The 22597-nt window shown below is 74.1% G+C and carries 22 protein-coding genes; 10 read left to right on the top strand and 12 right to left on the bottom strand.

What is annotated here, in order from left to right:
• Nucleotides 1-202 precede the first annotated feature (202 nt).
• Nucleotides 203-1093, bottom strand: a complete 891-nt coding sequence (locus tag QSK52_RS35730; RefSeq protein WP_285740431.1) for a LysR family transcriptional regulator — start codon at nt 1091-1093, stop codon at nt 203-205.
• Nucleotides 1094-1297: 204 nt separating this feature from the next.
• Between QSK52_RS35730 and QSK52_RS35735 the strand changes: the two genes are divergently transcribed.
• Nucleotides 1298-2173: an NmrA family NAD(P)-binding protein gene (locus QSK52_RS35735; RefSeq protein ID WP_285740432.1), complete on the top strand. Its 876-nt coding sequence runs from the start codon at nt 1298-1300 to the stop codon at nt 2171-2173.
• Nucleotides 2174-2195: 22 nt separating this feature from the next.
• On the opposite strand, the gene QSK52_RS35740 is transcribed toward QSK52_RS35735, so the two are convergent.
• From QSK52_RS35740 to QSK52_RS35755, 4 genes are all read right to left on the bottom strand, one after another.
• Nucleotides 2196-3647, bottom strand: a complete 1452-nt coding sequence (locus QSK52_RS35740; RefSeq protein ID WP_435053451.1) for a GH1 family beta-glucosidase — start codon at nt 3645-3647, stop codon at nt 2196-2198.
• Nucleotides 3648-3704: 57 nt separating this feature from the next.
• Entirely contained in the window at nt 3705-4595 is an 891-nt protein-coding gene (locus tag QSK52_RS35745; protein WP_285740434.1) for a carbohydrate ABC transporter permease, read from the bottom strand.
• 4 nt (nt 4596-4599) lie between these two features.
• The gene (locus QSK52_RS35750; protein ID WP_285740435.1) at nt 4600-5559 is read right to left on the bottom strand and encodes a carbohydrate ABC transporter permease; all 960 of its coding nucleotides are present in this window, start codon (nt 5557-5559) and stop codon (nt 4600-4602) included.
• A 92-nt stretch (nt 5560-5651) separates the two neighbouring features.
• Entirely contained in the window at nt 5652-6956 is a 1305-nt protein-coding gene (locus tag QSK52_RS35755; protein WP_285740436.1) for an ABC transporter substrate-binding protein, read from the bottom strand.
• 308 nt (nt 6957-7264) lie between these two features.
• On the opposite strand from QSK52_RS35755, the gene QSK52_RS35760 reads away from it, so the two are divergent.
• From QSK52_RS35760 to QSK52_RS35770, 3 genes are all read left to right on the top strand, one after another.
• Nucleotides 7265-10162, top strand: a complete 2898-nt coding sequence (locus tag QSK52_RS35760) for a glycosyl hydrolase (RefSeq protein ID WP_285740437.1) — start codon at nt 7265-7267, stop codon at nt 10160-10162.
• 202 nt (nt 10163-10364) lie between these two features.
• On the top strand, nt 10365-10733 hold the full coding sequence (locus QSK52_RS35765) for a hypothetical protein (RefSeq protein WP_285740438.1): 369 nt from the start codon (nt 10365-10367) through the stop codon (nt 10731-10733).
• Nucleotides 10734-10791: 58 nt separating this feature from the next.
• Entirely contained in the window at nt 10792-11784 is a 993-nt protein-coding gene (locus QSK52_RS35770; protein WP_285740439.1) for an aminoglycoside phosphotransferase family protein, read from the top strand.
• A 59-nt stretch (nt 11785-11843) separates the two neighbouring features.
• On the opposite strand, the gene QSK52_RS35775 is transcribed toward QSK52_RS35770, so the two are convergent.
• Nucleotides 11844-12194 carry a DoxX family protein gene (locus QSK52_RS35775; RefSeq protein WP_285740440.1) on the bottom strand — a complete coding sequence of 117 codons (351 nt, stop codon included), beginning with the start codon at nt 12192-12194 and terminating at the stop codon, nt 11844-11846.
• Nucleotides 12195-12290: 96 nt separating this feature from the next.
• Between QSK52_RS35775 and QSK52_RS35780 the strand changes: the two genes are divergently transcribed.
• Nucleotides 12291-12767 carry a winged helix-turn-helix transcriptional regulator gene (locus QSK52_RS35780; protein ID WP_435053453.1) on the top strand — a complete coding sequence of 159 codons (477 nt, stop codon included), beginning with the start codon at nt 12291-12293 and terminating at the stop codon, nt 12765-12767.
• On the opposite strand, the gene QSK52_RS35785 is transcribed toward QSK52_RS35780, so the two are convergent.
• From QSK52_RS35785 to QSK52_RS35800, 4 genes are all read right to left on the bottom strand, one after another.
• Nucleotides 12730-13770 (bottom strand): LacI family DNA-binding transcriptional regulator, encoded by a 1041-nt coding sequence (locus tag QSK52_RS35785; RefSeq protein WP_285740441.1) that lies wholly within the window; start codon nt 13768-13770, stop codon nt 12730-12732. The genes QSK52_RS35780 and QSK52_RS35785 overlap by 38 nt on opposite strands.
• 135 nt (nt 13771-13905) lie before the next feature.
• Nucleotides 13906-14718: a DUF1684 domain-containing protein gene (locus QSK52_RS35790; RefSeq protein WP_285740442.1), complete on the bottom strand. Its 813-nt coding sequence runs from the start codon at nt 14716-14718 to the stop codon at nt 13906-13908.
• A gap of 86 nt (nt 14719-14804) precedes the next feature.
• Nucleotides 14805-15668, bottom strand: coding sequence for an acyl-CoA thioesterase (locus tag QSK52_RS35795; protein WP_285740443.1), 864 nt, complete (start codon nt 15666-15668; stop codon nt 14805-14807).
• 166 nt (nt 15669-15834) lie between these two features.
• A complete protein-coding gene (locus QSK52_RS35800; protein ID WP_435053454.1) occupies nt 15835-16530 on the bottom strand; it encodes an alpha-ketoglutarate-dependent dioxygenase AlkB family protein in 696 nt (231 codons plus the stop codon).
• Between the two features lie 373 nt (nt 16531-16903).
• On the opposite strand from QSK52_RS35800, the gene QSK52_RS35805 reads away from it, so the two are divergent.
• The 3 genes from QSK52_RS35805 to QSK52_RS35815 all read left to right on the top strand — a co-directional run bounded on the left by QSK52_RS35805 (nt 16904) and on the right by QSK52_RS35815 (nt 19078).
• The gene (locus QSK52_RS35805; RefSeq protein ID WP_285740445.1) at nt 16904-17722 is read left to right on the top strand and encodes an MBL fold metallo-hydrolase; all 819 of its coding nucleotides are present in this window, start codon (nt 16904-16906) and stop codon (nt 17720-17722) included.
• Between the two features lie 86 nt (nt 17723-17808).
• Nucleotides 17809-18399 (top strand): TetR/AcrR family transcriptional regulator, encoded by a 591-nt coding sequence (locus tag QSK52_RS35810; protein ID WP_285740446.1) that lies wholly within the window; start codon nt 17809-17811, stop codon nt 18397-18399.
• Between the two features lie 52 nt (nt 18400-18451).
• Entirely contained in the window at nt 18452-19078 is a 627-nt protein-coding gene (locus QSK52_RS35815; RefSeq protein WP_285740447.1) for a DUF4865 family protein, read from the top strand.
• A 20-nt stretch (nt 19079-19098) separates the two neighbouring features.
• On the opposite strand, the gene QSK52_RS35820 is transcribed toward QSK52_RS35815, so the two are convergent.
• A complete protein-coding gene (locus QSK52_RS35820) occupies nt 19099-19455 on the bottom strand; it encodes a transglycosylase family protein (RefSeq protein ID WP_285740448.1) in 357 nt (118 codons plus the stop codon).
• A gap of 231 nt (nt 19456-19686) precedes the next feature.
• Nucleotides 19687-20457, bottom strand: a complete 771-nt coding sequence (locus QSK52_RS35825; RefSeq protein ID WP_285740449.1) for a transglycosylase family protein — start codon at nt 20455-20457, stop codon at nt 19687-19689.
• A 646-nt stretch (nt 20458-21103) separates the two neighbouring features.
• On the opposite strand from QSK52_RS35825, the gene QSK52_RS35830 reads away from it, so the two are divergent.
• The gene (locus tag QSK52_RS35830) at nt 21104-21964 is read left to right on the top strand and encodes a hypothetical protein (RefSeq protein WP_285740478.1); all 861 of its coding nucleotides are present in this window, start codon (nt 21104-21106) and stop codon (nt 21962-21964) included.
• Nucleotides 21965-21978: 14 nt separating this feature from the next.
• Nucleotides 21979-22596, top strand: a complete 618-nt coding sequence (locus QSK52_RS35835; protein ID WP_285740450.1) for a hypothetical protein — start codon at nt 21979-21981, stop codon at nt 22594-22596.
• The last annotated feature ends 1 nt before the right edge of the window (nt 22597 follow it).

Consider the following 22597-nt stretch of genomic DNA (forward strand, 5'->3'; position numbering starts at 1 on the left):
CCCGCGCGCGGTGTCGCGTTCTTTTGCGGGCCGGGCTCGCGGCACGGAGCCATCGCGACACCAGGACCGTGCTGGTCGCAGCCATCAACGATCGGCTGTGATCAGCACTTTCAAAACACGCCCTAGGGACGTCCCGCCGCCACCGTCACCGCATTTTCCGGACCGGTCGACTCCACTGCACGACGAGGGAGCCGGACGCCGCTCAGGCCACCCCCGCCAGCTCCGCCGCGAACGCCGCGAAGGCGTGCACCTTCGCGGTGCCGGTGTCCTCGCGCCAGACCAGGGCGCCGTTCGCGGCGGGCAGGCCGGTGAGCGGGCGGGCCAGGACCCGGGGGTGCCGGTGGCCGAGGAACAGGCCGCGGTGGGTGGGCCAGACGGTGTCGCTGACCGCGAGCAGGTGCAGCGCCTCCTGGTAGGTGCGCCCGCCGGGGCGGCGCCGCAGCGGGCGGCCGCGGGGGGTGAACGGCGGGGTGACGGCGTGCCGGAGGGTGTCGGGGGTCTCGGCGGGGCAGTCGAGGACGGGCCAGTCGGCGAGTTCCTCGACGTCGATCCCGCTCCGGGCCGCGAGCGGGTGGTCGGCGCGCAGGGCGAGCACCCGCGGGTGGGAGACCAGCACGGTGCCGACGGTGAGGCCCGGCTCGTCGACCGGCAGCAGGGTGAGCAGCAGGTCGACCTCGCCGCCCAGCAGCGCGGCGTACGGCTCGGCCCAGGGCACTTCGGTGACGTCGACCCGGCAGGCGGGGTGGCGGCGGGTGAAGGCGGCGACGGTGTCGGTGAGCGGCGGCCCGTTGAGGCAGCCGAGGAACCCCAGGCGCAGGGTGCCGGTGACGCCGCGGGCGATGGCCACGGCCTCGTCGTAGCTGCGGCGCAGGCCGCGGTGGGCCTCACCGAGGGTGCGGTGGGCGTGGGCGCCGAGCGGGGTGAGCGCGACGCGGCGGCTGGTGCGGGTGAACAGGGGTGCGCCGATGCGCCGTTCCAGGGAGCGGATGAGCTGGCTGACCCGGGACTGGGACAGGTGCAGCCGCTCGGCGGTGCGCCCGAAGTGGAGTTCCTCGGCCAGGGCGAGGAAGGTCTCGATCTCGGTGAGGTCCACCGGCGTTGCACCCCCGGGTTCGTTCGGTCCGGCCGAGCCGGGTCCGACCGGGTCCACCCCGTCCGGGCCCGGCTCGGCCGCGGCTAATCGATGAGTACGGCTACTGGATTGTGTGCCGGAACGGCCTTGATCACAGGGCGGGTTGACCGGATCTTTGATCTGACGTCACGTCAGCGGACGGGACGGAGGAACCAGGGAGAAGTCATGATCGTGGTGACGGGTGCGACCGGGACGGTGGGCTCGGCGGTGGTCGGCGGCCTGCGGGAGCGCGGGGTGCCGGTGCGGGCGCTGGTCCGGGACGCGGCCTCGGTGCCGGCCGGGTGGGACGCCGGGGTCGAGGCGGTGGTCGCGGACTTCGCCGACCCGGCCTCGCTGGACGCGGCGCTGGCGGGCGCGGAGACGGTGTACCTGCTGGTGGCCGCGCAGTCGGCGATGGTGGAGCACGAGCGGAACGTGATCGACGCGGCGGTGCGTTCGGGCGGTCGGCCGCGGGTGGTGCTGCACGCGGCGGCGGGCGCGGACGGCGGTCCGACCGGGGCGCGCTTCGTGGACGCGCACGTGGCCGGTTTCGCGCACCTGCGGGCCAGCGGCCTGCCGTGGACGGTGCTGACGCCGAACGGTTTCTTCCAGAACTTCCTGGGCATGGCGGCCTCGGTCCGCACGGGCGTCCTCGCGGTCCCGGGCGGCCGGGGCGCGGTCTCGTACGTGGACGCCCGGGACGTGGCGGCGGCCGCGGTGGCGGTCCTGGTCGAGGACGGCCACCAGGGCGCGGTGTACACGCTGACCGGGCCCGACTCGCTGACCCACGACGCGCTGGCGGAGGTCCTGGCGGAGACGGTCGGCCACCCGGTGCGGTACGTGTCGCCGAGCCCGGAGCAGGCGCTGGAGTCGCTGGTCGGCGCCGGGTACCCGCGGTGGAACGCGGAGGGCCTGGTCGAGCTGTACGGCTACTACGCGGCGGGCCGGGCCGCGGACGTCAGCCCGGACGTGGAGAAGCTGACCGGCCGCCCGGCCCGCTCGTTCGCCGCGTTCGCCGCGGAGTTCGCCACCACGTTCACGACCCCGCCGCCCGGGGCCTGAGCCGCCCCGCGCCCCGCCGCCGCTACTGCGGCAGCGCCCCGTCCCGGATCACCCGGGCGTACCAGTGCGCGCTGTCCTTGGGGGTGCGGCGCTGGCTGGCGAAGTCCACGTGCACGATGCCGAAGCGCTTGCTGTAGCCGTACGCCCATTCGTAGTTGTCGAGCAGCGACCACAGGAAGTAGCCGCGGACGGGGGCGCCGTCGGTGATGGCGCGGTGCACGGCGGCGAGGTGGCTGTGCAGGTAGTCGATCCGCTCGGGGTCGTGGACGGCTCCGGTGGGGTCGGTGTAGTCCTCGTAGGCGGCGCCGTTCTCGGTGACCAGCAGCGGGACGCCGGGCAGGTCGTCGCGCAGCCGGGTGAGGAGTTCGTACAGGCCGTCGGCGTCGACCGGCCAGCCCATGGCGGTGCGGGTGCCGGGGGCGGGCAGGAAGCGGATGCCCTGGTCGGCGGGCCAGGGGCTGCCGCCCTGGTGGCCGTCGCCGCGCGGGCCGTCCGCGGCGGTCTCCGAGTGCTCCTCGGCGGCGACGACGGTGGGCGTGTAGTAGTTGATGCCCAGCGAGTCGATGGGGCGGGAGATCTCGGCGAGGTCGCCGTCGCGGACGAAGGACCAGTCGGTGACGTGCGCGGTGTCGGCGAGGACGTCCTCGGGGTAGCTGCCGCGGAACACCGGGTCGAGGAAGATCCGGTTGGCGAGGCCGTCGATCCGGCGGGCGGCGTCGAGGTCGGCGGGGTCGGTGGACAGCGGGCGGACGGCGGCCAGGTTGAGGGTGAGCGAGACCTGGGCGGTGTCGGGGAGTTCGGCGCGCAGCGCGGCGGCGCCGAGGCCGTGGGCGAGCAGCAGGTGGTGGTGGGCGGCCAGGGCGGCGGCGTGGTCGGTGCGGCCGGGGGCGTGGACGCCGTTGCCGTAGCCGAGGAAGGCGCTGCACCAGGGCTCGTTGAGGGTGGTCCAGGTGGGGATGCGGTCGCCGAGGCGGCGGGCCGCGATGCCCGCGTACTCGGCGAAGCGGTACGCGGTGCCGCGGTCGGTCCAGCCGCCCGCGTCCTCCAGCTCCTGGGGCAGGTCCCAGTGGTAGAGGGTGGCGACGGGGGTGATCCCGGCGCCGAGGAGTTCGTCGACCAGGCGGTCGTAGAAGTCGAGTCCGGCCTCGTTGGCGGGGCCGCGGCCGCCGGGCTGGACGCGCGGCCAGGCGAGCGAGAACCGGTAGGCGCGCAGCCCGAGTTCGGACATCAGGGCGACGTCGTCGCGGTAGCGGTGGTAGTGGTCGGCGGCGATGTCGCCGGTGTCGCCGTTGCGGACGGCGCCGGGGCGGCGGGAGAAGGTGTCCCAGATGGACGGGGTGCGGCCGTCCTGGTCGGCGGCGCCCTCGATCTGGTACGCGGCGGTGGCGGCGCCCCAGACGAATCCGGCCGGGAAGCGGGCGGGGGCGGCGGAGGCAGTGGAGGCAGTGGTCACGGGAAGAGTCTCGACGGTCATGTCGCGTTCCATCCAAAGGAGTTGAGGGTGTGTCGTCCCATCGGGCGCCACGACGGGTCAGCCCTTGACGGCGCCCTGCATGATGCCGCCGACGATCTGCCGGCCGAGCAGGCCGAACACCACCAGGACGGGCAGGGTGCCGATCAGGGTGCCGGCCATCACCACGGACTGGTCGGGGACGTAGCCCTGGCCGAGCGACTTCAACGCGACCTGGACGGTGGGGTTCTGGGAGCTGAGGGCGACGATCGGCCAGAAGAAGTCGTTCCAGGTGGCCATGAAGGTGAGCATGCCGAGCACGGCCATGCCGGGGCGGGCGACGGGCAGCACGATCGAGCGGAAGATCCGCAGCAGCGAGGCGCCGTCCATCCGCCCGGCCTCGACGAGTTCGTCCGGCAGGGCCTGCACCAGGTACTGGCGCATGAAGAAGACGCCGAACGCGGAGACCAGCGAGGGCAGGATCACCGAGGGCAGCTTGTTCTGCAGGTCGAGCTTGACGATCACCATGAACAGCGGGATCACGCCGAGCTGCGGCGGGATCATCATGGTGCCCACGGTGAGCGCGAGCAGGGCGCCGCGGCCGCGGAAGCGCAGCTTGGCGAAGGCGAACCCGGCGAGGGTGGAGGAGAGCACCACTCCGGCGGTGACCACGCTCGCCACGATCAGCGAGTTGAGCAACGCCTTGCCGATCTCGGCCTGCTGCAGGGCCTCGCCGATGTTGTGGAACAGGTTCGGTCCGGGGGTCAACGCAGGCGTGGCGGAGCTGAGTTCGGAGTTGGAGCGGCTGGCGGCGACCAGCGTCCAGTAGAACGGGAAGACGGCCAGCAGGGTGGCGCCGATCAGCACCGCGTAGGCGAGCGGCCCGCCGTGCAGCGGCGAGCGCGCCTTGCGCGCGGAACTGCGCGGCGCGGCAACGGACTTGTCGAGTACCTGAGTGGTCGCGTGGGTCATCGGGTCACCGGTCCGTACGGTTGCGGCGGGCGGCGATCGCCGCGTTGAGCAGGGCGAGCAGCACGATCAGCAGGAACATCACCCAGGCCACGGCGGCGGCCCGGCCGAGGTGGAAGAACGTCCAGCCCTGCTCGTACAGGTACAGGCCGAGGGTCTGGTACTGGTGCGAGATGCCGCCGCCGGAGTTGCCCTCGTACAGCAGGGGTTCGCCGAACAGCTGGGTCGCGCCGATGGTGGAGACGACCACGGTGAAGACGATGGTGGGGCGCAGCCCGGGGACGGTGACGTGCCGGAACTGCTGCCAGCGCGAGGCGCCGTCGACGGCCGCGGACTCGTAGAGTTCGCCGGGGATGGACTGCATGCCGGCCAGGTAGATCAGTGCGTTGTAGCCGGTCCAGCGCCAGGTGACGATCGCCGAGACGCCGAACTGGGAGGCCCAGGTGTCGGCCTGCCAGTCGACCGGGTTCAGCCCGGTGCTGCTGAGCACCCAGTTGATCAACCCGTAGTCGCGGCCGAAGAGTTGGGCGAAGACCAGGGTCGCGGCGGCGACCGAGGTGGCGTACGGCATCAGCATCGCGACGCGGAAGAAGGTGCGGCCGCGGAGCTTGTAGTTGAGCAGGTGGGCCAGGCCCAGGGCCATCAGCAGCTGCGGGACGGTGGAGAGCACGCCGATGGTGAAGGTGTTGCGCAGCGCGTTCCAGAAGAACGGGTCGGAGAGCAGTCGGCTGTAGTTCTGGAGGCCGAGCCAGTCCATCCGGTCGGAGGTCTGCAGCTCGACCCGGTGCAGCGACACCCAGGCGGTGTACAGCAGCGGGAAGAGCCCGAACGCGGCGAACAGCCCGAAGAACGGGGCGAGGAAGCCGTACGGGGCGATCCGGCGGCGCAGTCGGCCGGGCCGCCTGGCGGGCCGGGCGGGCTCGCCGGGCTTCGCGGCGGGCAGCCGGGCGGTGGAGCTGAGGGCCATGGGCGGGGTCCTTCGACGGGGGCCGCCCGGCCCCGCCGCCACGGGGGCGGCGGGGCGGGCTGCCCGAGGTGACTACCTGAGCTGACGTACCGTCAGTTGCCGTTGGCCTTCTTGACGTTGTCCAGGGCGTGCTTCCAGGCGGTGTCGGGCGCGGTGCCGGTGCGCTCGACCTCGCCGAGGGCGTCGGTGAACGCCTTGCCGATCACGCCGTCGTCGGTGCCGAGCACCTGGGCGGGCATGGCGTTGGCCGACTCGCTGAAGATCTGGCCGATCGGCGCGTTGTTGAAGTACGGGTCGGTGACGTCCTTGATGGCCTGCTGCGCGCCCGTCGAGGAGGGGAAGGAGCCCTGCTTGGTGAACAGGGTGGCCTGCTGCTCCTTGGCGGTCAGCCACTTGATCAGCTCGGCGGCCTCCTTGGGGTGCTTGGCGGTGCGCGGGACGGCCAGGTAGGAGCCGCCCCAGTTGCCGGTCTTGCCGGGGCCGGGGGCGATGTCCCACTTGCCCGCGCCGGTGTCGCCCGCCTGGCCCTTGATGTAGCCGATCATCCAGGCGGGGCAGGAGAGGGTGGCGAACTTGCCGGTGGAGAACGCCTTGTTCCACTCGGGGGTCCACTGGGCGAGCTTGGCGGACAGGCCGTCGGCGACCAGCGCGGTGGCGTCGCTCCACGCGGTCTTCACGGCCGGGCTGCTGTCGTAGACGGCCTTGCCGGACTCGTCGGAGTAGCGGACCTTCTGCTGGCCGACCTCGGCGGTGAACATGCCCGCGGCGCTGTCGGTCCAGGCGTTGCCCGCCTCGGCCTTGGCGGCGTACTGCTTGCCGAGGTCGAGGTAGCCCTGCCAGGTGGACCACTTCTGCGCGAGCTCGGTGCGGTCGGTGGGCAGTCCGGCGGCCTTGAACAGGTCGGTGCGGTAGCAGATCGCCTCGGGGCCGATGTCGGTGCCCGCGCCGAGCACCTTGCCGTCCGCGGTCTTGACCGCGGCGCCCTTCCAGGGGACCAGGCCGTCGTTGACGTCGCCGAGGCCGAGGGTCTTGAGGTCGGTGAACTTGTCGGCCTGCTTCTGCACCACGCTGGCCACCCGGCCGACCTCCAGGCCCTGGATGTCGGCGAGGCCGCCGCCGCCCGCGAGCTTGGTCTGCAGCGCCTGCCAGTACTGGCCCTCGTCCTGGGTGTCGGTCTGCTTGATGGTGACGTTCGGGTGGAGCTTCATGTACTCGTCGTAGAGCCCGGCCTCCTTGAACCCGAAGGTGCCGAACAGGTCCACCGTGATGGTCACCTTGCCGTCGGCGGAGTCCTTGGACCCGCTGCCGCCGGAGCTGCAGGCGCTGAGCAGGAGCGCGGTGGCCAGGACGGTGCTGCCCAGGACAGCGGTGGAGCGGCGGACTCTCGGGGTAGCCATGCGAATGCCTCCAGGCGGGGCGGGAGCGTGGGTGGAGTGCAGAAGAGGGAGCTGTGCCGATCGGCGGACGCCCCGTTCCTGAGAGCGCTCTCAACCGATGCCGAGAGACTGCCGGGACGGAAGTTCGCCCGTCAAGCCCTCGAAACCTGAACGTAATCTCCGGAGGACGCCGACCTGGGCATTCGTTTTCTGAACGCATCAGTGTGTGTCGGAGCGGTTGACACCCCTTCGGGGCCGCCAATACGGTCCGCTGGCTGAGAGCGCTCTCATAAGGCACCACCCCGCCCCCACTCAAGGTGGACACGATCATGAAGCTCCGCTCCCTGCGCGGCCCCACGGCCGCCCTGACCACCCTGGCGCTGGCCGCCGCGGCCACGCTGACGGCGGCCCTGGGCGCCGGCAGCGCCTCCGCCGCCACCGTCCGGGTCGGACTCGGCGGCTACACCGACACCCGCCCGGCCGGCACGGTCGGCCCGAGCAACTCCGACGGCGCGCCCGTCGCCCCGAAGGTCACCGCCCGGATGGCCGGGCAGGCTGCCCCGACCAACGACTGGTGGTCCTCGCTGATCTACCAGCGCTACGCGGGCAACCCGTACTCGGAGAACCTGTACGCCCACCCGATGACCTTCAAGGCCCAGGCCGCGGGCCTGGAGGTCGGCTACCCGACCGTGCCGACCGTCACCTCCGACAGCCGCCAGTACGACTACACCCACACCCGGGACCTCACCCTCGGCGTGGCCGGCCTGAACTCCCCCGACACCAAGGTCGACGGCTGGTCCGACTGGACGGTCACCCCGTACTGGGCGGACGGCGCGCACACCTTCAGCGCCACCGTCGGCCACGGCCTGCCGTACGTGTACGCGCACGCCACCGGCGGCGCCGCGCAGGTCACCACCGCCTCGGCGCCCACCGTCTTCAGCAACCAGGGCAGCGTGCTCGGCATCACCGTGGGCGGCCACCACTACGGCCTGTTCGCGCCCACCGGCAGCAGCTGGAGCGTCAACGGCACCACCCTGACCGCGAACCTCGGCAGCAAGGACTACTACTCGGTCGCGCTGCTGCCCTCCGCCGCCGACCTCGCGCAGTTCCGCAGCTACGCCTACAACTTCGTCACCGACACCAGGGTCGGCTGGAACTACGACCAGGCCGCGGGCAGGCTCACCACCACCTTCACCGCCACCACCACCGCCCAGGAGGGCACCGGCACCGGCACCCTGCTCGCGCTCTACCCGCAGCAGTGGCAGGCCACCCCGGACGCCCTCACGACGCTGGGCTACGTCTCGCCGCGCGGCCCCATGAAGGTCCGCCAGGGCTCGTCCTTCTCCACCGTGCAGACCGTCACCGGCGTGCTGCCCTCGCTGCCCGACGTCGGCGCGTACGACCGCACCGCGCTGGACGCCTACCTGCACCAGGTCTCCGACGCGGGCGACCCGTTCAGCGGCGCCACCGACACCTACTGGGTCGGCAAGGCGCTCGGCCGGATGGCCCAACTGGTGCCGATCGCCGACCAGCTGGGCGACACCGCGGCCCGCGACAAGCTGCTCGGACTGATGAAGGGCAAGCTGCAGACCTGGTTCGCGGGCACCGGGTCACCCGGCTTCGCGTACGACTCCACCTGGAAGACCCTGATCGGCTACCCGGCCTCCTACGGCACCGACGCCGAACTCAACGACCACCACTTCCACTACGGCTACTTCGTGCAGGCCGCCGCCACCGTCGCCCGCTACGACACCGCCTGGGCGGCGGACAGCCAGTGGGGCGGCATGGTCAAGCTGCTGGCCAAGGACGCCGCCAACACCGACCGCACCGACGCCCGCTTCCCCTGGCTGCGCAACTTCGACCCGTACGAGGGCCACGGCTGGGCCTCCGGCCACGCCGGGTTCGCCGCGGGCAACAACGAGGAGTCCTCCTCCGAGTCGCTGAACTTCAGCGCCGGACTGCTGCTGTTCGGCGCCGCGACCGGCGACACCTCGCTGCGCGACCTCGGCGTCTACCTGTACACCACCGAGGCCAACTCCGTTCAGCAGTACTGGTTCGACGCCGACCACCAGGTCTTCCCGTCCTCCTTCCAGCACTCCACCGTCGGCATGGTCTGGGGCTCCGGCGCCGCCTACTCCACCTGGTGGACGGCCGCGCCCGGCATGATCCACGGCATCAACTTCCTCCCCGTCACCTCGGGTTCGCTCTACCTGGCCCGCCGCAAGGACGACCTGGCCGCCAACCTGGCCGAGTTGAGGAGCAACAACGGCGGCGCGTTCACCGACTGGCGCGACCTGCTGTGGGAGGCCGAGGCGCTGACCGACCCGGCCGCGGCCAAGGCCGACTGGGACGCCGGGAAGGGCGGCTACACCCCGGAGGAGGGCGAGTCCAGGGCCCACACCTACCACTGGATCTACAACCTGGCGACCCTCGGCACCCTGGACCCGGCGACCACCGCCGACACCCCCACCGCCGCGGTCTTCGTCAACGGCACCACCCGCACCCACGTGGCGCACAACTACACCACCGCCGCCCGCACCGTGCGCTTCTCGGACGGCTACACCCTGACCGTCCCGGCCCGCTCCACCGCCTCCGAACGCGGCACCAAGCCCGACGGCGGCACCGGCGGCGCCACCGGCTCCCCGTCCCCGTCCGCCTCCCCGTCCACCTCCGCGTCCGCCTCCCCGTCCCCCTCCCCCTCGGCCTCCTCCACCGCCCCGCAGACCCGCGCCAACACGCTCTACCTGCAGCCCGGCGGCACCCTCACCACCGCCTACGGCACCGGCGCGACCAGCAGCACCATCGCCTCCGGCGGCGGCGCCAACCACGACGGCACGCCCTACCAGCCGCTGACGTACACCATCGACCACCTCACCGGCACCGTCCGACCCGGCGGCAGCACCGACTTCGACCTGTACGTGGACGCGGGCACCACCGTCGCCCTCGCCCAACAGGCCCGCGTCTCCTACGACTTCGACGGCAACGGAACCGTCGACCGGACCGAGACCTACCGCTACTTCGCCACCGACCCCGTCCCCGGCTGGGAGCGCTACGGCGCGGCCGCCGCGGGCCTGCAGTCCAGTACCGGCGCCCCGCTCGCCAACCTGAGCAACGGCACCGTCAAGGTCGAGGTCTGGCCCGCCCTCGGCAACGCCCCGGCCCAACTGCGCACCGGTGCCACGCAGTCCCAGGGCAGCGCCTCCGTACTGCGGATCCCCTTCGACTGATCCCGTCCCTCCCACCACCCCGCCCGGCCCGCAGCGGACCCGACACGTCCGCCGCGGGCCGGGCGGGCCCGTGCACGTCCCGGCCGGGGCCTTGCGGGGACCACCAGAGGTTGTTGAAGATGTAACTGACCTGCTCGCGCCACGGCCCCACCGCCACCGCGCCGAGCACCCGCGCCCCCACGCCCGCGACGAAGGAGCCCCGATGGCCGCCCTCCGCACCACGACCCTCACCGCGACCGCCGCCACCGGAGCGGCCCTGCTGCTCGGCGCCGCCCTCGCCCAGCCCGCGGCGGCCGTCGAACTCCCGCACGCCGCCGTCGCCTACTTCGCCACCGGCAGCAACCTGACGGGCACCCAGTACGCCGTGGACACCACCGACACCGGCTGCCACGACCTCCCGACCGCCGCGGCCTCGGCCGTCGACCTCACCACCGCGAACATCCAGGTCTTCTTCAACGCCGACTGCACCACCGGCCGACCCGGCCGGTCCGACGACCTGTCCTACGCCCTCGGCAGCCTGCACTGGGCCAACTTCCCCTACCCGGCGGTCAGCTACCGCGTCGTCGGCTGACGACCGGCGGAACGCCCCCCGGGAACCGCCGCACCGCAGGGGCGTAGGGTCGTCCCCGATGGACACGCCACCGCCCGCCCCGGCACCCGGCACCGACGGCCGACTCGACGTCGACGCCGACACCGTGCGCGCCCTGCTCCGCGAACAGCACCCGGACCTGGCCGAGTTGACGCTGCGCCGGGTCGAGGGCGGCTGGGGCAACCGGATGTGGCGGCTCGGCGAGGAGCACGCCGTCCGGCTCCCCCGGGACAGGCACACGCCCGCCTGCCTGGCCAACGAGACCCGCTGGCTGCCCGAGCTGGCGCCGCGCCTGCCGCTGCCCGTCCCGGTGCCGCGGCGCGACGGCCTGCCGGGCGCCGGGTACCCGTACCCGTGGGCGGTGTTCTCCTGGGTGCCGGGCGAGCCCGCCGACCACGCCCCGATCGCCCCCGAGCACGGGCCGCGCTCCGCCGAGGCCCTCGCCGACTTCCTGCTGGCGCTGCACCGCCCGGCCCCCGCCGACGCGCCCGCCACCACCCCGCGCTGCGGCCCGCTCGCCCCGCTCGCCGCCGACGTCGAGCGCCGGATCGCCGAGTTCGAGCAGACCCTGCACGGACTCGCCCCCGGCGTCCGCGCCGACGACCTGCGCACGCTCTGGGCGGACGCGCTGGCCGCCCCCGCCTGGACCGGCCCGCCGGTGTGGCTGCACTCCGACCTGCACCCGGCGAACGTCGTGGTGGTCGACGGCGCGCTCGGCGGGATCGTCGACTTCGACTCCCTCGGCACCGGCGACCCCGCCTGCGACCTCTCCGCCGCCTGGCTGCTCCTCCCGCCCGGCGCCGACCGCCGCTGCCTCGCCCGCTGGCGCGCCGCCCAGCCCGCCGGACGGTCGGAGGCCACCGCCGCCACCGTCCGCCGCGCCCGCGGCTGGGCCGTCCTGCGCGCCCTGGTCCTGCTCGGCATCGGCCACGCGGGCCTGCACGGCCTCCCGGGCGGCAAACCCACCTGGGGCCCGGCCGGACGGGCCGCCCTGGACACCGTACTGGCCCACTTCCGGCACCCCGACGGCTGACGGCGCCCACCGCGGCCGCCCCTCCCGACCGGCCCGGCCCCGGCCGACGCCACCCGCCGTCAGAGGGTGGCGGCGCGCAGCACGATCAGGGCGACGGAGACCACGGTGAGGACCGCTGCCGGCGGCGCGCCCTTGAGGTCGCCGACGCGCAGGTGGGAGGCGACCGCCCCGGCGAAGTAGAGCGTCAGGCCGATCGCGGCGGCGATCCCGACGGGCCCCCACCGGAGTCCGGCGACCGCACCTGCCGCGCCCGCGACCTGAGCGCCGATCAGGAGGGCCATCATGCCCTGCGGCACTCCGAGCGTCGACATCTGCTCGGTGATGTGACGCGTCCGCAGGGACTTGGCCCCGGCCGACACCAGGAGGAGCACCGACATGAACACGGTGACGGCGACGAGGGAGACGAACACGGCTGGAACCTCCATCATGCGAGATGCGGGCAGAAGACGTGCGCACCTCGACGACGATAGGCGGCCGTCAGGTACCTCCAGGTAACCTTCGGGACCATGAGCCTGCGCCCCGGAACAGTCTTCCTCGCCGACTGCCCCGCTCTCCTGGCCATGGAGATCATCGCCAGCAAGTGGTCCGTGGTCACGCTCTTCGCGCTGACCGACGGGCCGCTGCGCCACGGCGAGCTGGTCGAGCTGAGCGGCGGCATCTCGCGCAAGGTGCTGACCCAGACGCTGCGCCGGCTCCAGGCGAACGGGCTCGTCGAGCGGCACGCGTACGCCGAGGCGCCGCCGCGCGTGGAGTACTGCCTGACCGATCTCGGGCGCACCCTGGAGGAGCCCATCAGGATGCTCACCGCATGGGCGCGGGAGAACGGCGAGGCGGTCGTCAGCTTCCGGGAGGCGGCCGGGGCGACCGAGGCGACCGGGGCGACCGGGGCGACCGGGAGAGCGGACGCGGGCCCGCGGACACCGAACTCGATCGAGCGACAGCCGCTCAGGCCGACTCCCGCACCACCAGGTGCGTCGGAATGATCACCGACGACGGCGCCGACGCCCCCGGGTCGTTGAGCCGTCGCAGCAGCAGCCGCGTCATCAGCCGCCCCATCTCCTCGATCTCCTGCCGGATCGTGGTGAGCCTCGGTTCCGTCCAGGCCGCGATCGACTCGACGTCGTCGAAGCCCACCACCGCGACGTCCTCCGGCACCCGCCGCCCGGCCGCCCGCAGCACCCGGATCGCGCCGGAGGCCATCACGTCGGAGGCCACGAACACCGCGTCCAGGTCGGGTCGCCTGGAGAGGAGTTCGCTCATGCCGCGGATGCCGCCGTCGGCGGTGAAGTCGCCGACCGCGATCAGGTCCTCGTCCCCGTCGGGGAGCAGGTCGCGGTAGCCGTCGAGGCGGTCGACGGAGGAGGTCTGGTCGAGCGGGCCGGTGATGGTGGCGATGCGCTCGCGGCCGATGGAGCGCAGGTGCTGGACGGCGAGCCGGGCGCCGCCGCGGTTGTCGTTGTCGACGTAGACCAGGTCGCGGGCGGACTCGGCGCCGGGCCAGCCGGGGCGGCCGCCGATGACGAAGGGCAGGCCGAGGCGGTGCACCGTCTCGGGGGTGGGGTCGGAGCGGTGCAGGGAGAACAGCAGGACGCCGTCGACGTGGCCGCCGGACAGGTAGCGACCGATCCGCTCGTGGTCCCGTTCGTCCTCGGCCAGCAGCAGCACCATCTGGTTGTCGGCGGCGGCCAGTTCGCGGCTGATGCCGCGCAGGTGCTGGGCGAAGAACGGGTCGGAGAAGAACCGCGCCTCGGGTTCGGCGATGACCACGGCGATCGCCCGGTTGCGCCGGGTGACCAGGGTGCGGGCGGCCAGGTTGGGCACGTAGCCGAGTTCGGCGACGGCCCGTTCGACCTTCTCGCGCAGCGCCGCCCGTACGCCCGCGCCGCCGTTGACCACCCGGGAGGCGGTGGCCCGGGAGACGCCGGCCAGTTCGGCCACCGACTCCAGGGTCGGACGCCCGCCCGCTCCCGCTTCGGACTCGGTCACCCGGGGCTCCTCTCCACCCTCCGCGCGCACAGCCGCACGCACGTGATCGCGTTCCTGCTGCGAGCAGCCTAGCCGCCCGCTGTCCCGCCCGGAGAGCGCTCTCAGAAACCGGGACGGCCGCGCTCCCGCCCCGGCTCACACCGTGACCACCTGCCGCTCCCCCGCCTCCACGGCGACCTCCAGCCGGTTGCCGGGCGGCGGGAACGGGCAGATGAAGTGGTCGGCGAACGCGCAGGGCGGCAGGAACGCCCGGTTGAAGTCGAGCACGGTGTGCCCGTCGGCGTCGGGCGCGGGCAGCGTGAGGAAGCGGAAGCGGTACGTCTCCCGGCCGCTGGTGCCGTCCGCGATGACGGCGCTGAGCCGCCCGGCCGAGCCGTCGGGCGCACCGGTGCCGCTGACGGTGAGCGTGTGCGGCCGCCCGGCCAGGGTGAACGCGACCTGCCCGGCGACGGTGAGCGGGCGGGCCCTGCCGTCGGCGTTCTCCACCAGCAGGGCCTGCGCGCCGTCCGCGAAGGGGGTGAACACGGCGGGCACCGCCCAGTCGGGGGCGTACGGGTAGACCGAGATGCCCGCGAACGCGGCCCGGGCGGGGGCGTCCGGGTCGAAGACCCGCAGGGCGAGCTCGCCCTCCCGCTCGATCGGGACCAGCCGCTTGTCGCCCAGGACGGCGTTCTGCGGGTGCCGGTCGGTGTCGGGGCGCAGCGCGAGGCGGCCGGTCGCCTCGCGGCCCGCCCCCTCGCCCTCGACGTGGACGCCGTCCCCGGCGCGCAGTTCGGCGCAGACCGCGCCGTCCTCGGCCCACCAGCGGCCGGGCAGGCCGGGGACCTCCGCGGGGGCGGGCTCCAGCCAGTGGGTGCCGGTCAGGGCCAGCGGCCCGTGCGGCGCGCCGGCCGCGGCGCTCCGGGCCTCCGTCCAGCGCTGCCAGGCTTCGGCTGCGGTGTCGGTCATCGGACTGCCTCCCAAGTCGCTCTGCTCCCCGGCCGCTTCCGCCGGTAGCTCGGTCAGGTCACCACCCCCGTGCCCCGCGGGCCCGTTCAGGGTCGGGCGAGCGGGCGGAACAATCCCTCCTGCATCACCGAGACCACCAACTGCCCCTGGCGGTCGTAGATCTCGCCGCGGGCCAGGCCGCGGGCGCCGTGCGCGATCGGCGACTCCTGCCGGTACAGCAGCCAGTCGTCGGCGCGGAACGGGCGGTGGAACCACATCGCGTGGTCCAGCGAGGCCATGTCGAAGTTCCGTTCGCCCCACAGCGGTTCGACGGGGGCGCGGACGGCGTCCAGCAGCGTCATGTCGCTGGCGTAGGTGAGCGCGCAGACGTGGATCAGCGGGTCGTCGGGCAGCGCGCCGTTGGTGCGCAGCCACACGCCGCTGCGGGCCTCGACGCCGTCGAGCTCCTCTCGCGTCCACTTCAGCCGGTTCACGTAGCGGATGTCGAAGGGCTGGCGGCGGCTGATGAACGGGGGCAGTTCGCCGAGCCGGGCCCCGACCTCGTCCAGGGCGCTGGGCAGGCTCTCCGGGTCGGGGACGTCCGGCATCGGGAACTGGTGCTCGATGCCGCCGGGTTCGGGCCGGTGGAAGTCGGCGGTGAGCGCGAAGATCGTCCGCCCGCCCTGGATGGCGAGCACCCGGCGGGTGGTGAACGAGCGCCCGTCCCTGGTCCGTTCGACCTGGTAGACGATCGGCACGCCGGGCACGCCGGGGCGCAGGAAGTACGCGTGCAGCGAGTGCACCGGCCGGTCCTCCTCGACCGTCCGGCCCGCGGCGACCAGCGCCTGCCCGGCCACCTGCCCGCCGAAGGTGCGCTGCAGCGACTCCTCCGGACTGCGGCCGCGGAAGATGTTCAGCTCGATCCGCTCCAAGTCGAGCAGGTCGACGAGCTGGTCGACGGGGGTTCCCATGTATCGCTCCCTCTCCGGACGTCCGGACGGACGGCCGACGGGCAGGGGTGTGCCGCCGAACGCCTCGTCCGTCCAGCACAAGTCTCCGCGCCCGCCGGGCATTCCCGCTCCCCGGCGCGCGGGCGCCCGGCCGCCCCGCCCGGACCGCCGGACGGCACGCGGGGGGCTACTCCAGCCCGGACTGCCGGACGGTGATGTTCAGCCGCCCGGTCAGGCCCAGCGCCGGGTCGGCGGTGCCCGGCAGCGTCCGCACCACGCCGTGGTACGCGAAGCGGCTGGCCCCGCCGAACACCAGCAGGTCGCCGCTGCACAGCCGCAGGTCCGTCCAGGGCCGGCCCCGCCCCTCCGGGTTCCCCAGCCGGAACACGCACTCGTCCCCCAGCGACAGCGACACCACGGGGGCGTCCACCCGCTCCTCCCGGTCCTGGTGCAGTCCCATCCGCGCCCCGTGCGGGTAGTGGTTCACCAGCGCGACGTCCGGCGCGAACCCCGCCGCCCCCGCGACCGCGCCCGCCCGCTCCCCGTACGCCTCGGCCACCGCCCGCCGGGCCAGCGCCCCCAGCCGCTCCGGGAAGGGCTTCACCGGCGCCCCGTCCCCGTCCACCACCGTCCGCGCGTAGCCGTACGGGTACCAGTGCCAGCCCAGGCAGACCGTCCGCACCGACATCACCCCGCCGCCGGGCAGCACCACCGTGCGCATCCCGGCGGGGGGACGCGCCCACTCCCGGCAAGCCGCGACCAGTTCCCGCTGCTCCTCGGCCGTCAGCCACCCCGGCAGCAGCACGACGCCGTCCGCAGGCTCCTCGCGCCCGCGCCCGAACAGCTCCCCGACGAACACCCCGCCACCGCGCATGCCCCCCATGCTGCCACCCACCACCCACACCCCCGGCCCACCGCAACCCCACCCCCGCAGCCCACCGGCCCCCTCCCAACCCGCCGCAGGCGCCCCCCAACCTGCCTGAGGCGATCCCCGCCCCAGCCCGCCGCAGGCACTTCCACCTCCGCATGCGCCCACCGCCCCTCCCAACCCAGCCGCTCCCCCCTCAGCCCGCCGCAGGCGATCCCCGCCCCCCGCATGCGCCCACCGCCCTCCCAACCCAGCCGCTCCCCCCTCAGCCCGCCGCAGGCGATCCCCTCCCCAGCCCGCCGCAGGCACTTCCACCCCCCGCATGCGCCCACCGCCCTCCCGTCGGACCCTGGTGTGGGGGCCGTCCCCGCCCGGAGGAGGTTGCACGATGCATCCGCTGGAGTTCCGCGTGGTCGACCTTCCCGCGCCCTCCCTGCACAAGACCGCGGTGCTGGTCCTCGGTCAGCACCGCTCGGTCCTGGTCGACACGGGGTTGCGGCTCTCGGACGGGCGACGGTTGGCCCGGGAGGTGGAGCGTTCGGGCCGTCGGCTGAGCACCGTCCTGGTGCCCCACCACGCGCCGGACTGCTGGCTGGCGGCGGAGGTGCTGCGCGACGCGTTCCCGGAGGCCCGTTTCCTCGCCCCGCCCCCGGTCCGCGACCGGATCGAGCGCGAGCACCTCGCGGTCCGCGCCGCCTGGGCCGGTCTCGGGGACGAACTCCCGTCCCGCCTGGTCGCGTTGGAGCCGCTGGAGGGTGACGCCGTCGAGCTGGAGGACCACCGGCTGGAGCTGCGCGGGGCGTCCCTGGGACTGCCCGACCTGCACTACCTGTGGGAGCACCGCAGCCGGACGCTGCTCGGCGGCCCGCTGCTCTGGCTGAACGTGCACCCGTGGCTGGCCGCGACCCCGCTGGCCTCGCAGCGCGAGGCGTGGATCGACCTGCTGGACGAGATGACGGCGCTGGAGCCGCTGCGCACCGTCCCGGGCCACCGCCACCTGACCACCCCCGTACCCGCGGACGCCGCGGTCCCCGACCCGATCGCCTGGACCGGCGACTACCTGCGGGCGTTCACCACCGAACTCGGCAAGCCGGTCGACCCGGACGCGGTCACCGCCGCCCTGCTGCACCGCTACCCGTCCGCCGCGCTGCCCTCCGCCGTCCCCCCGGCCGTCCGGGCCGCCCGCGGCGAACCCGCCGCCGCCTGAACGCCCCCGGCCCCGCCTCCGCCCCCGGCCCCGCACCCGGAGCCTCCTGACCGCGCGTCACCCCCTTCCCGACTGTACCTACTGGTATGTACAGTGCCGTCGTGACCCAGGAAGCGCCCACCACCGCCGACCGCCTCGTCGAAGCCACCCGCGAACTGCTCTGGGAGCGCGGCTACACCGGCACCAGCCCGAGGGCCATCCAGCAGCGCGCGGGCGCCGGGCAGGGCAGCATGTACCACCACTTCGCGGGCAAGCCCGACCTCGCCCTCGCCGCGATCACCCGCACCGCCGGGGAGCTGCGGGCCCTCGCCGACGGACTGCTGTCCGGCCCGGGCACGGCGGTCGAGCGGGTCGCCGCGTACCTGCACCGCGAGCGCGACGTGCTGCGCGGCTGCCCGGTCGGGCGGCTGACCCAGGACCCGGAGGTGATGGCCGACCCGGTGCTGCGCGCCCCGGTCGAGGAGACCCTCGGCTGGCTGCGCGGGCGGCTCGCGGAGGTCCTGGCGGAGGGGCGGGCGAACGGGGAGCTGCCGCCCTCCCTCGACCCGTCCGGCACGGCCGCGACCGTGGTCGCCGTCCTGCAGGGCGGCTACGTGCTGGCCCGCGCGGCGGGCGACCCCGGCCCGTTCGACCAGGCCGTCAGCGGCCTGCTCGCCCTGCTCTCCCCGACCCGCTGACCCTCCCAGCCCCCTCCCCGCCCCCTCCCCGCCCCTCCCCGAAGGACGGCCCGTGCTCGCCAAGCAGTACGAGATCACCCTGCCCGCCGACTACGACCTCGCCGTGATCCGCCGCCGGATCGAGGCGGGCGCCCCGCTCCTGGACGACCGCCCGGGGCTCGGCCTCAAGGCGTGGCTGCTGCGCGAGCGCGGCGCGGACGGCTCGCCGGTCAACCAGTACGCGCCGTTCTACGTGTGGCGCTCGGACGGCGCGGCGGCCCGCTTCCTGGTCGGCGGCGGCGGCTTCGAGAACATCGTCCGGGACTTCGGCCGACCGACCGTCCGGCACTGGACGGTGCTGGCGCACTTCTCCGGCCCGGCCCGCGCCGCCGTCCCCGTCCCGCCCGTCGCGACCCGCCGCCTGAGCACCGTCCCGACCGACCCGGACCCGCTGGCCCTCGCCGCGCACGTGGAGCGCGCCACCGAGGAGGTGCGCGAGCTGGCCCGCCACCCGGAGGTGCACACCGCCGTCCTCGCCCTCGACCCGGACCGCTGGGAGCTGCTGCGCTTCGTCCTCCGGACCGCCGTCCCCGCCGCCCCGGACGACCCCGCCGCCCCGGACGGCTCGACGGCGGTCTTCCGCGTCCCGCACCTCTCCGCCCCGGAGCTGTCCGCCCTCCCCGAGGGCCGCGCCTGGTAGCCGGCGGCCGGGGCGGCCGGCTACAGCATCCCGATCTCCCGCGCGCACCCGCCCCAGGCCTGCCAGCCCTGGAGGCGCAGGATCTCCTCGCCGACGGCGATCTGCTGGCGCCGACCGGCGTGGTCGGGCCGGTCGGCGTAGCGCAGGCCCCCGGCCTCGCGCCAGGTGGGCGGCCAGATCTGCAGGCCGCCGTAGTAGCCGTTGCCGGTGTCGGCCTGCCAGTCGCCGTCGCTCTCGCAGTCGGCGAGCCGGTCCCACACCAGGTCGGGCGTGCTCTGGCGGGCGGCGGCGGGCGTACCGGCGGTCAGGGCGACGGCGGCGGGGAGCAGCAGGCCTAGCACGGCCAGCCCCCGTCCGTACGAGCGAGGTATCCGCATCCCCCGACGCTACGCACGGCACCCGCCGCCCCACCCTCCGGACACCGCCGAGCGGGTGGCGCCCCCGGCACCGCCCCGGACCCACGACGGCACCGGCCCCGCGACGGCCCCGGCACCGCCTCGTCCCGGGAACGGCGGAAGCCGCCACCCCACGGCCGGGGGTGGCGGCTTCACGCCGACAGGGTGGGACCGGCGGGCGGTCCCGGTGGAAGCGGTGCTTCCGGGGGTGGGTCAGACCGACAGGACCTGGCCCGGGTAGATCAGGTCCGGGTTGCCGCCGACGACACCGGAGTTGTTGCTGTACAGGGTGTGCCAGTCGACGCCCAGGCTGTCCGCGATCTTGGACAGGGTGTCGCCGGACTTCACGGTGTAGCTGCCACCGGAGGTGTTGGTGCCGGTCGCCGCAGCGGACTTGTTCTTCCAGGTCTGCTTCGGGGCCTCCTGCGCGGCGGCCTTGGGGGCCTGGGCGCGGGACTCGGAGCGGGACGCCTTGGCGGTGTCGTCCGAGGTGGCGGTGTTCGACTTCGAGGAGGTCGACTTCGAGGAGGAGGAGGTCGACTTCGAGGAGGTCGAGCTGCTGGACGACGAGGAGGTGTCGACCTGCGCCGGGGCGCCGCCCTTGGTCAGACCGGCCTGGACGGAGCAGACGGGCCAGGCGCCGGGGCCCTGGGAGGCGAGCACCTTCTCGGCGATCGCGATCTGCTGCGCCTTGGTGGCCAGGTTGGCCTGCGGGGCGTAGGCGGTGCCGCCGAAGGCGGCCCAGGTGGAGGAGGTGAACTGCAGGCCGCCGTAGAAGCCGTTGCCCGTGTTGATCGACCAGTTGCCGGTCGACTCGCACATCGCGACCTTGTCCCAGGTGGAGACGTCCGCGGCGGAGGCCGAGTTGGCCGTGACGAGGCCGGCCACCGGGACGGCGAGCAGGGCGCCGCCGACGACGGCCGCGCGGACGCGGTTGCGCTTGGTGGCGGTGGTGGCAGCGGCGGTCTCGTTACGGAAGGTCATGAGATTCCTCTCGACATTCCCGGGATGGGCAGGCGGAACCAGGCCCCAGCTGGGCCGTGTTCGCTCGCCAAGTCCGGTGGGCGGGCCGTGCACGTGTCGGACGTGCCGCTTGCCGCCCCGGCCACCTGTCCGCATCCCCGGCGGCGGCTGGCTGCCGTCGCGCCGTGGGCGCCGGGCCCGTGTTCCGGGGTGAGCCGGAGGCGGGCCGTGCGTCGGGGGTGAACCCGGGAGGTGCTCGTTGCACCGGGCAAAAACCTACGATTCGGGCTCCGCAGCGCCAAACACTTTCCGGTCATCCCAGGTCAAAGCGGCGTTACCGGCGGTATCGATCACGGCAATCGAAGAGAAATGTCCGTTTCATCCGCTTCTTCCAAGATCAAACCATATGGGAATATGACCCCGGCCACAGTTTGACCCGTGTGAGGTCGGGCACAGCGTCGACAGAATGTGATCCTCCGCGCACACACGGCGATCAGGAGCCGTGCAAATCCCGTCGCCCGGCCGCTCACCCGTGACCCCAGCCACAACCTCCCGTTGGTAATGGCGGTCGGCGCTCCCCGCGCCGCGCGCCCGGGACGTCCCGCCCGGGGGCACCGGAACCAGCACCTGGAACGTCAGGGCGAACGAGGAGTCATCAGTGCCGCGCATGCTTGAGGTGAGCGAGGACGTACGCGCCGAGATCGGCGACGACGAGGCCGAGAGCCTGCTCGCGGGCGCCCACGCGCCCGACGCGTACGACTGCACCTCCTGCCGACAACCGGGCGACTCGCTGCACGAGCCGACCAGCACCGTCCTGTTCGTCGGCGAGGAGACCGCGGTGCTGGCCTTCGCGCACGCCCGCTGCGTGCCGTCCCAGGTGGTGCCGGTGGACGAGCAGCAGCTGCGCGGCGCCGTGGAGTCGATCAGCCAGGGCGCGGACGCCGCGCTGCCCGCCGGGGCCGTGGCGCCCGCGCCGACCGCGCCGGAACCGGCGGTGGAGGTGAGCATCCCGGAGCCGATCACCGCCCCGCCGACCGCCCCGCCCGGTCAGCCGCAGCCCGCGGTCCTCGGCGTGACCTGCGGGATCGTGCTGTGCGGCGACACCCAGCACGCCGCGCTGGTGGTCGAGCCGACCGGGCCGGTCGGCCGACCGGGCAGCGCCCTCGGCGAGGACGAGTTCCTCTCGCTGCTGACCGAGCACGGCTTCCAGATCGTCCAGGACGTCAACCAGCCCCCGGCCCGCCCGCGGGCGGGCTGGTCGGTGCTGATGGCGATGGGGCAGCTGCACGCGATCCTGCAGCCCTCGGCGACCGGCGGCTCGGCCGCCTGGTGGCAGGCCCACCAGCCGCTCCAGGTCACCCCGGGCTGGCGGGCCGCGGCGGCCCGCAAGTCCGAGGTGATCATGTACGCGGTGCCGGCCGGCACCATCGGCCGCCAGCCCCGCGAGGACCTGCTGCGGATCGCCATGGACCGGGCCGCGGCCCGCGGCCTGCTCGCCGCCGGGATGCTCCCGCTGGCCGGCACCTGAGCGGGGACGCGCCGATGACCGACCCCGTGAACGACCCGGCCGCCGCCGGACACGCCCCCGCCCCGCCCACCGTCCCGCCCGCCCGGACGGCCGTTGACCAGGACACCAGCACCACCACCGGCATAGGACTGGGGGCCGCGCCCCCGCATCCCAAGCCGGTCTCGCTCGTTGGCTCCTACGTGTACAGCTACGAGCTCGCGTCCCCCGGCCGTCCCTCCGTCCAGTCCGGCCCCGGCGGCGCCGGCCGGTCGATCCCGAACATGCGCCCGTCCTACGACGCCGAGCACCCGGTGTCGACCACGCCGATCTACGACACGCTGTACTCCGAGTACCGCCGGATGTTCCGGGCGCTGCCCGGCGACCGCTCCGGCGAGGAGGGGATGAGGTTCACCGGCTTCGCGGTCCGCGAACCGCAGCCCCAGCCGTCCGGGTCCCCGCAGCAGCAGTCCTTCGAGACGCACGCCGGACAGGCCCCGGGCGCGCCCCAGTTCATGCCCGCGCAGACCTCCGCCGCCCAGGCCAACGGCCAGGGCTGGGTCGCCACCGGCTACCTGGGCGTCCCGGCCGCCGGCGGCACCGCGGGCGGCCGGCACCGCTCGGTGCTGTCACTGCCCCCGGGCCGGGACGCCTGAC

Origin of the sequence: Kitasatospora phosalacinea, assembly GCF_030268885.1 — a bacterium.
GTDB classification, from domain to species: domain Bacteria; phylum Actinomycetota; class Actinomycetes; order Streptomycetales; family Streptomycetaceae; genus Kitasatospora; species Kitasatospora phosalacinea_C.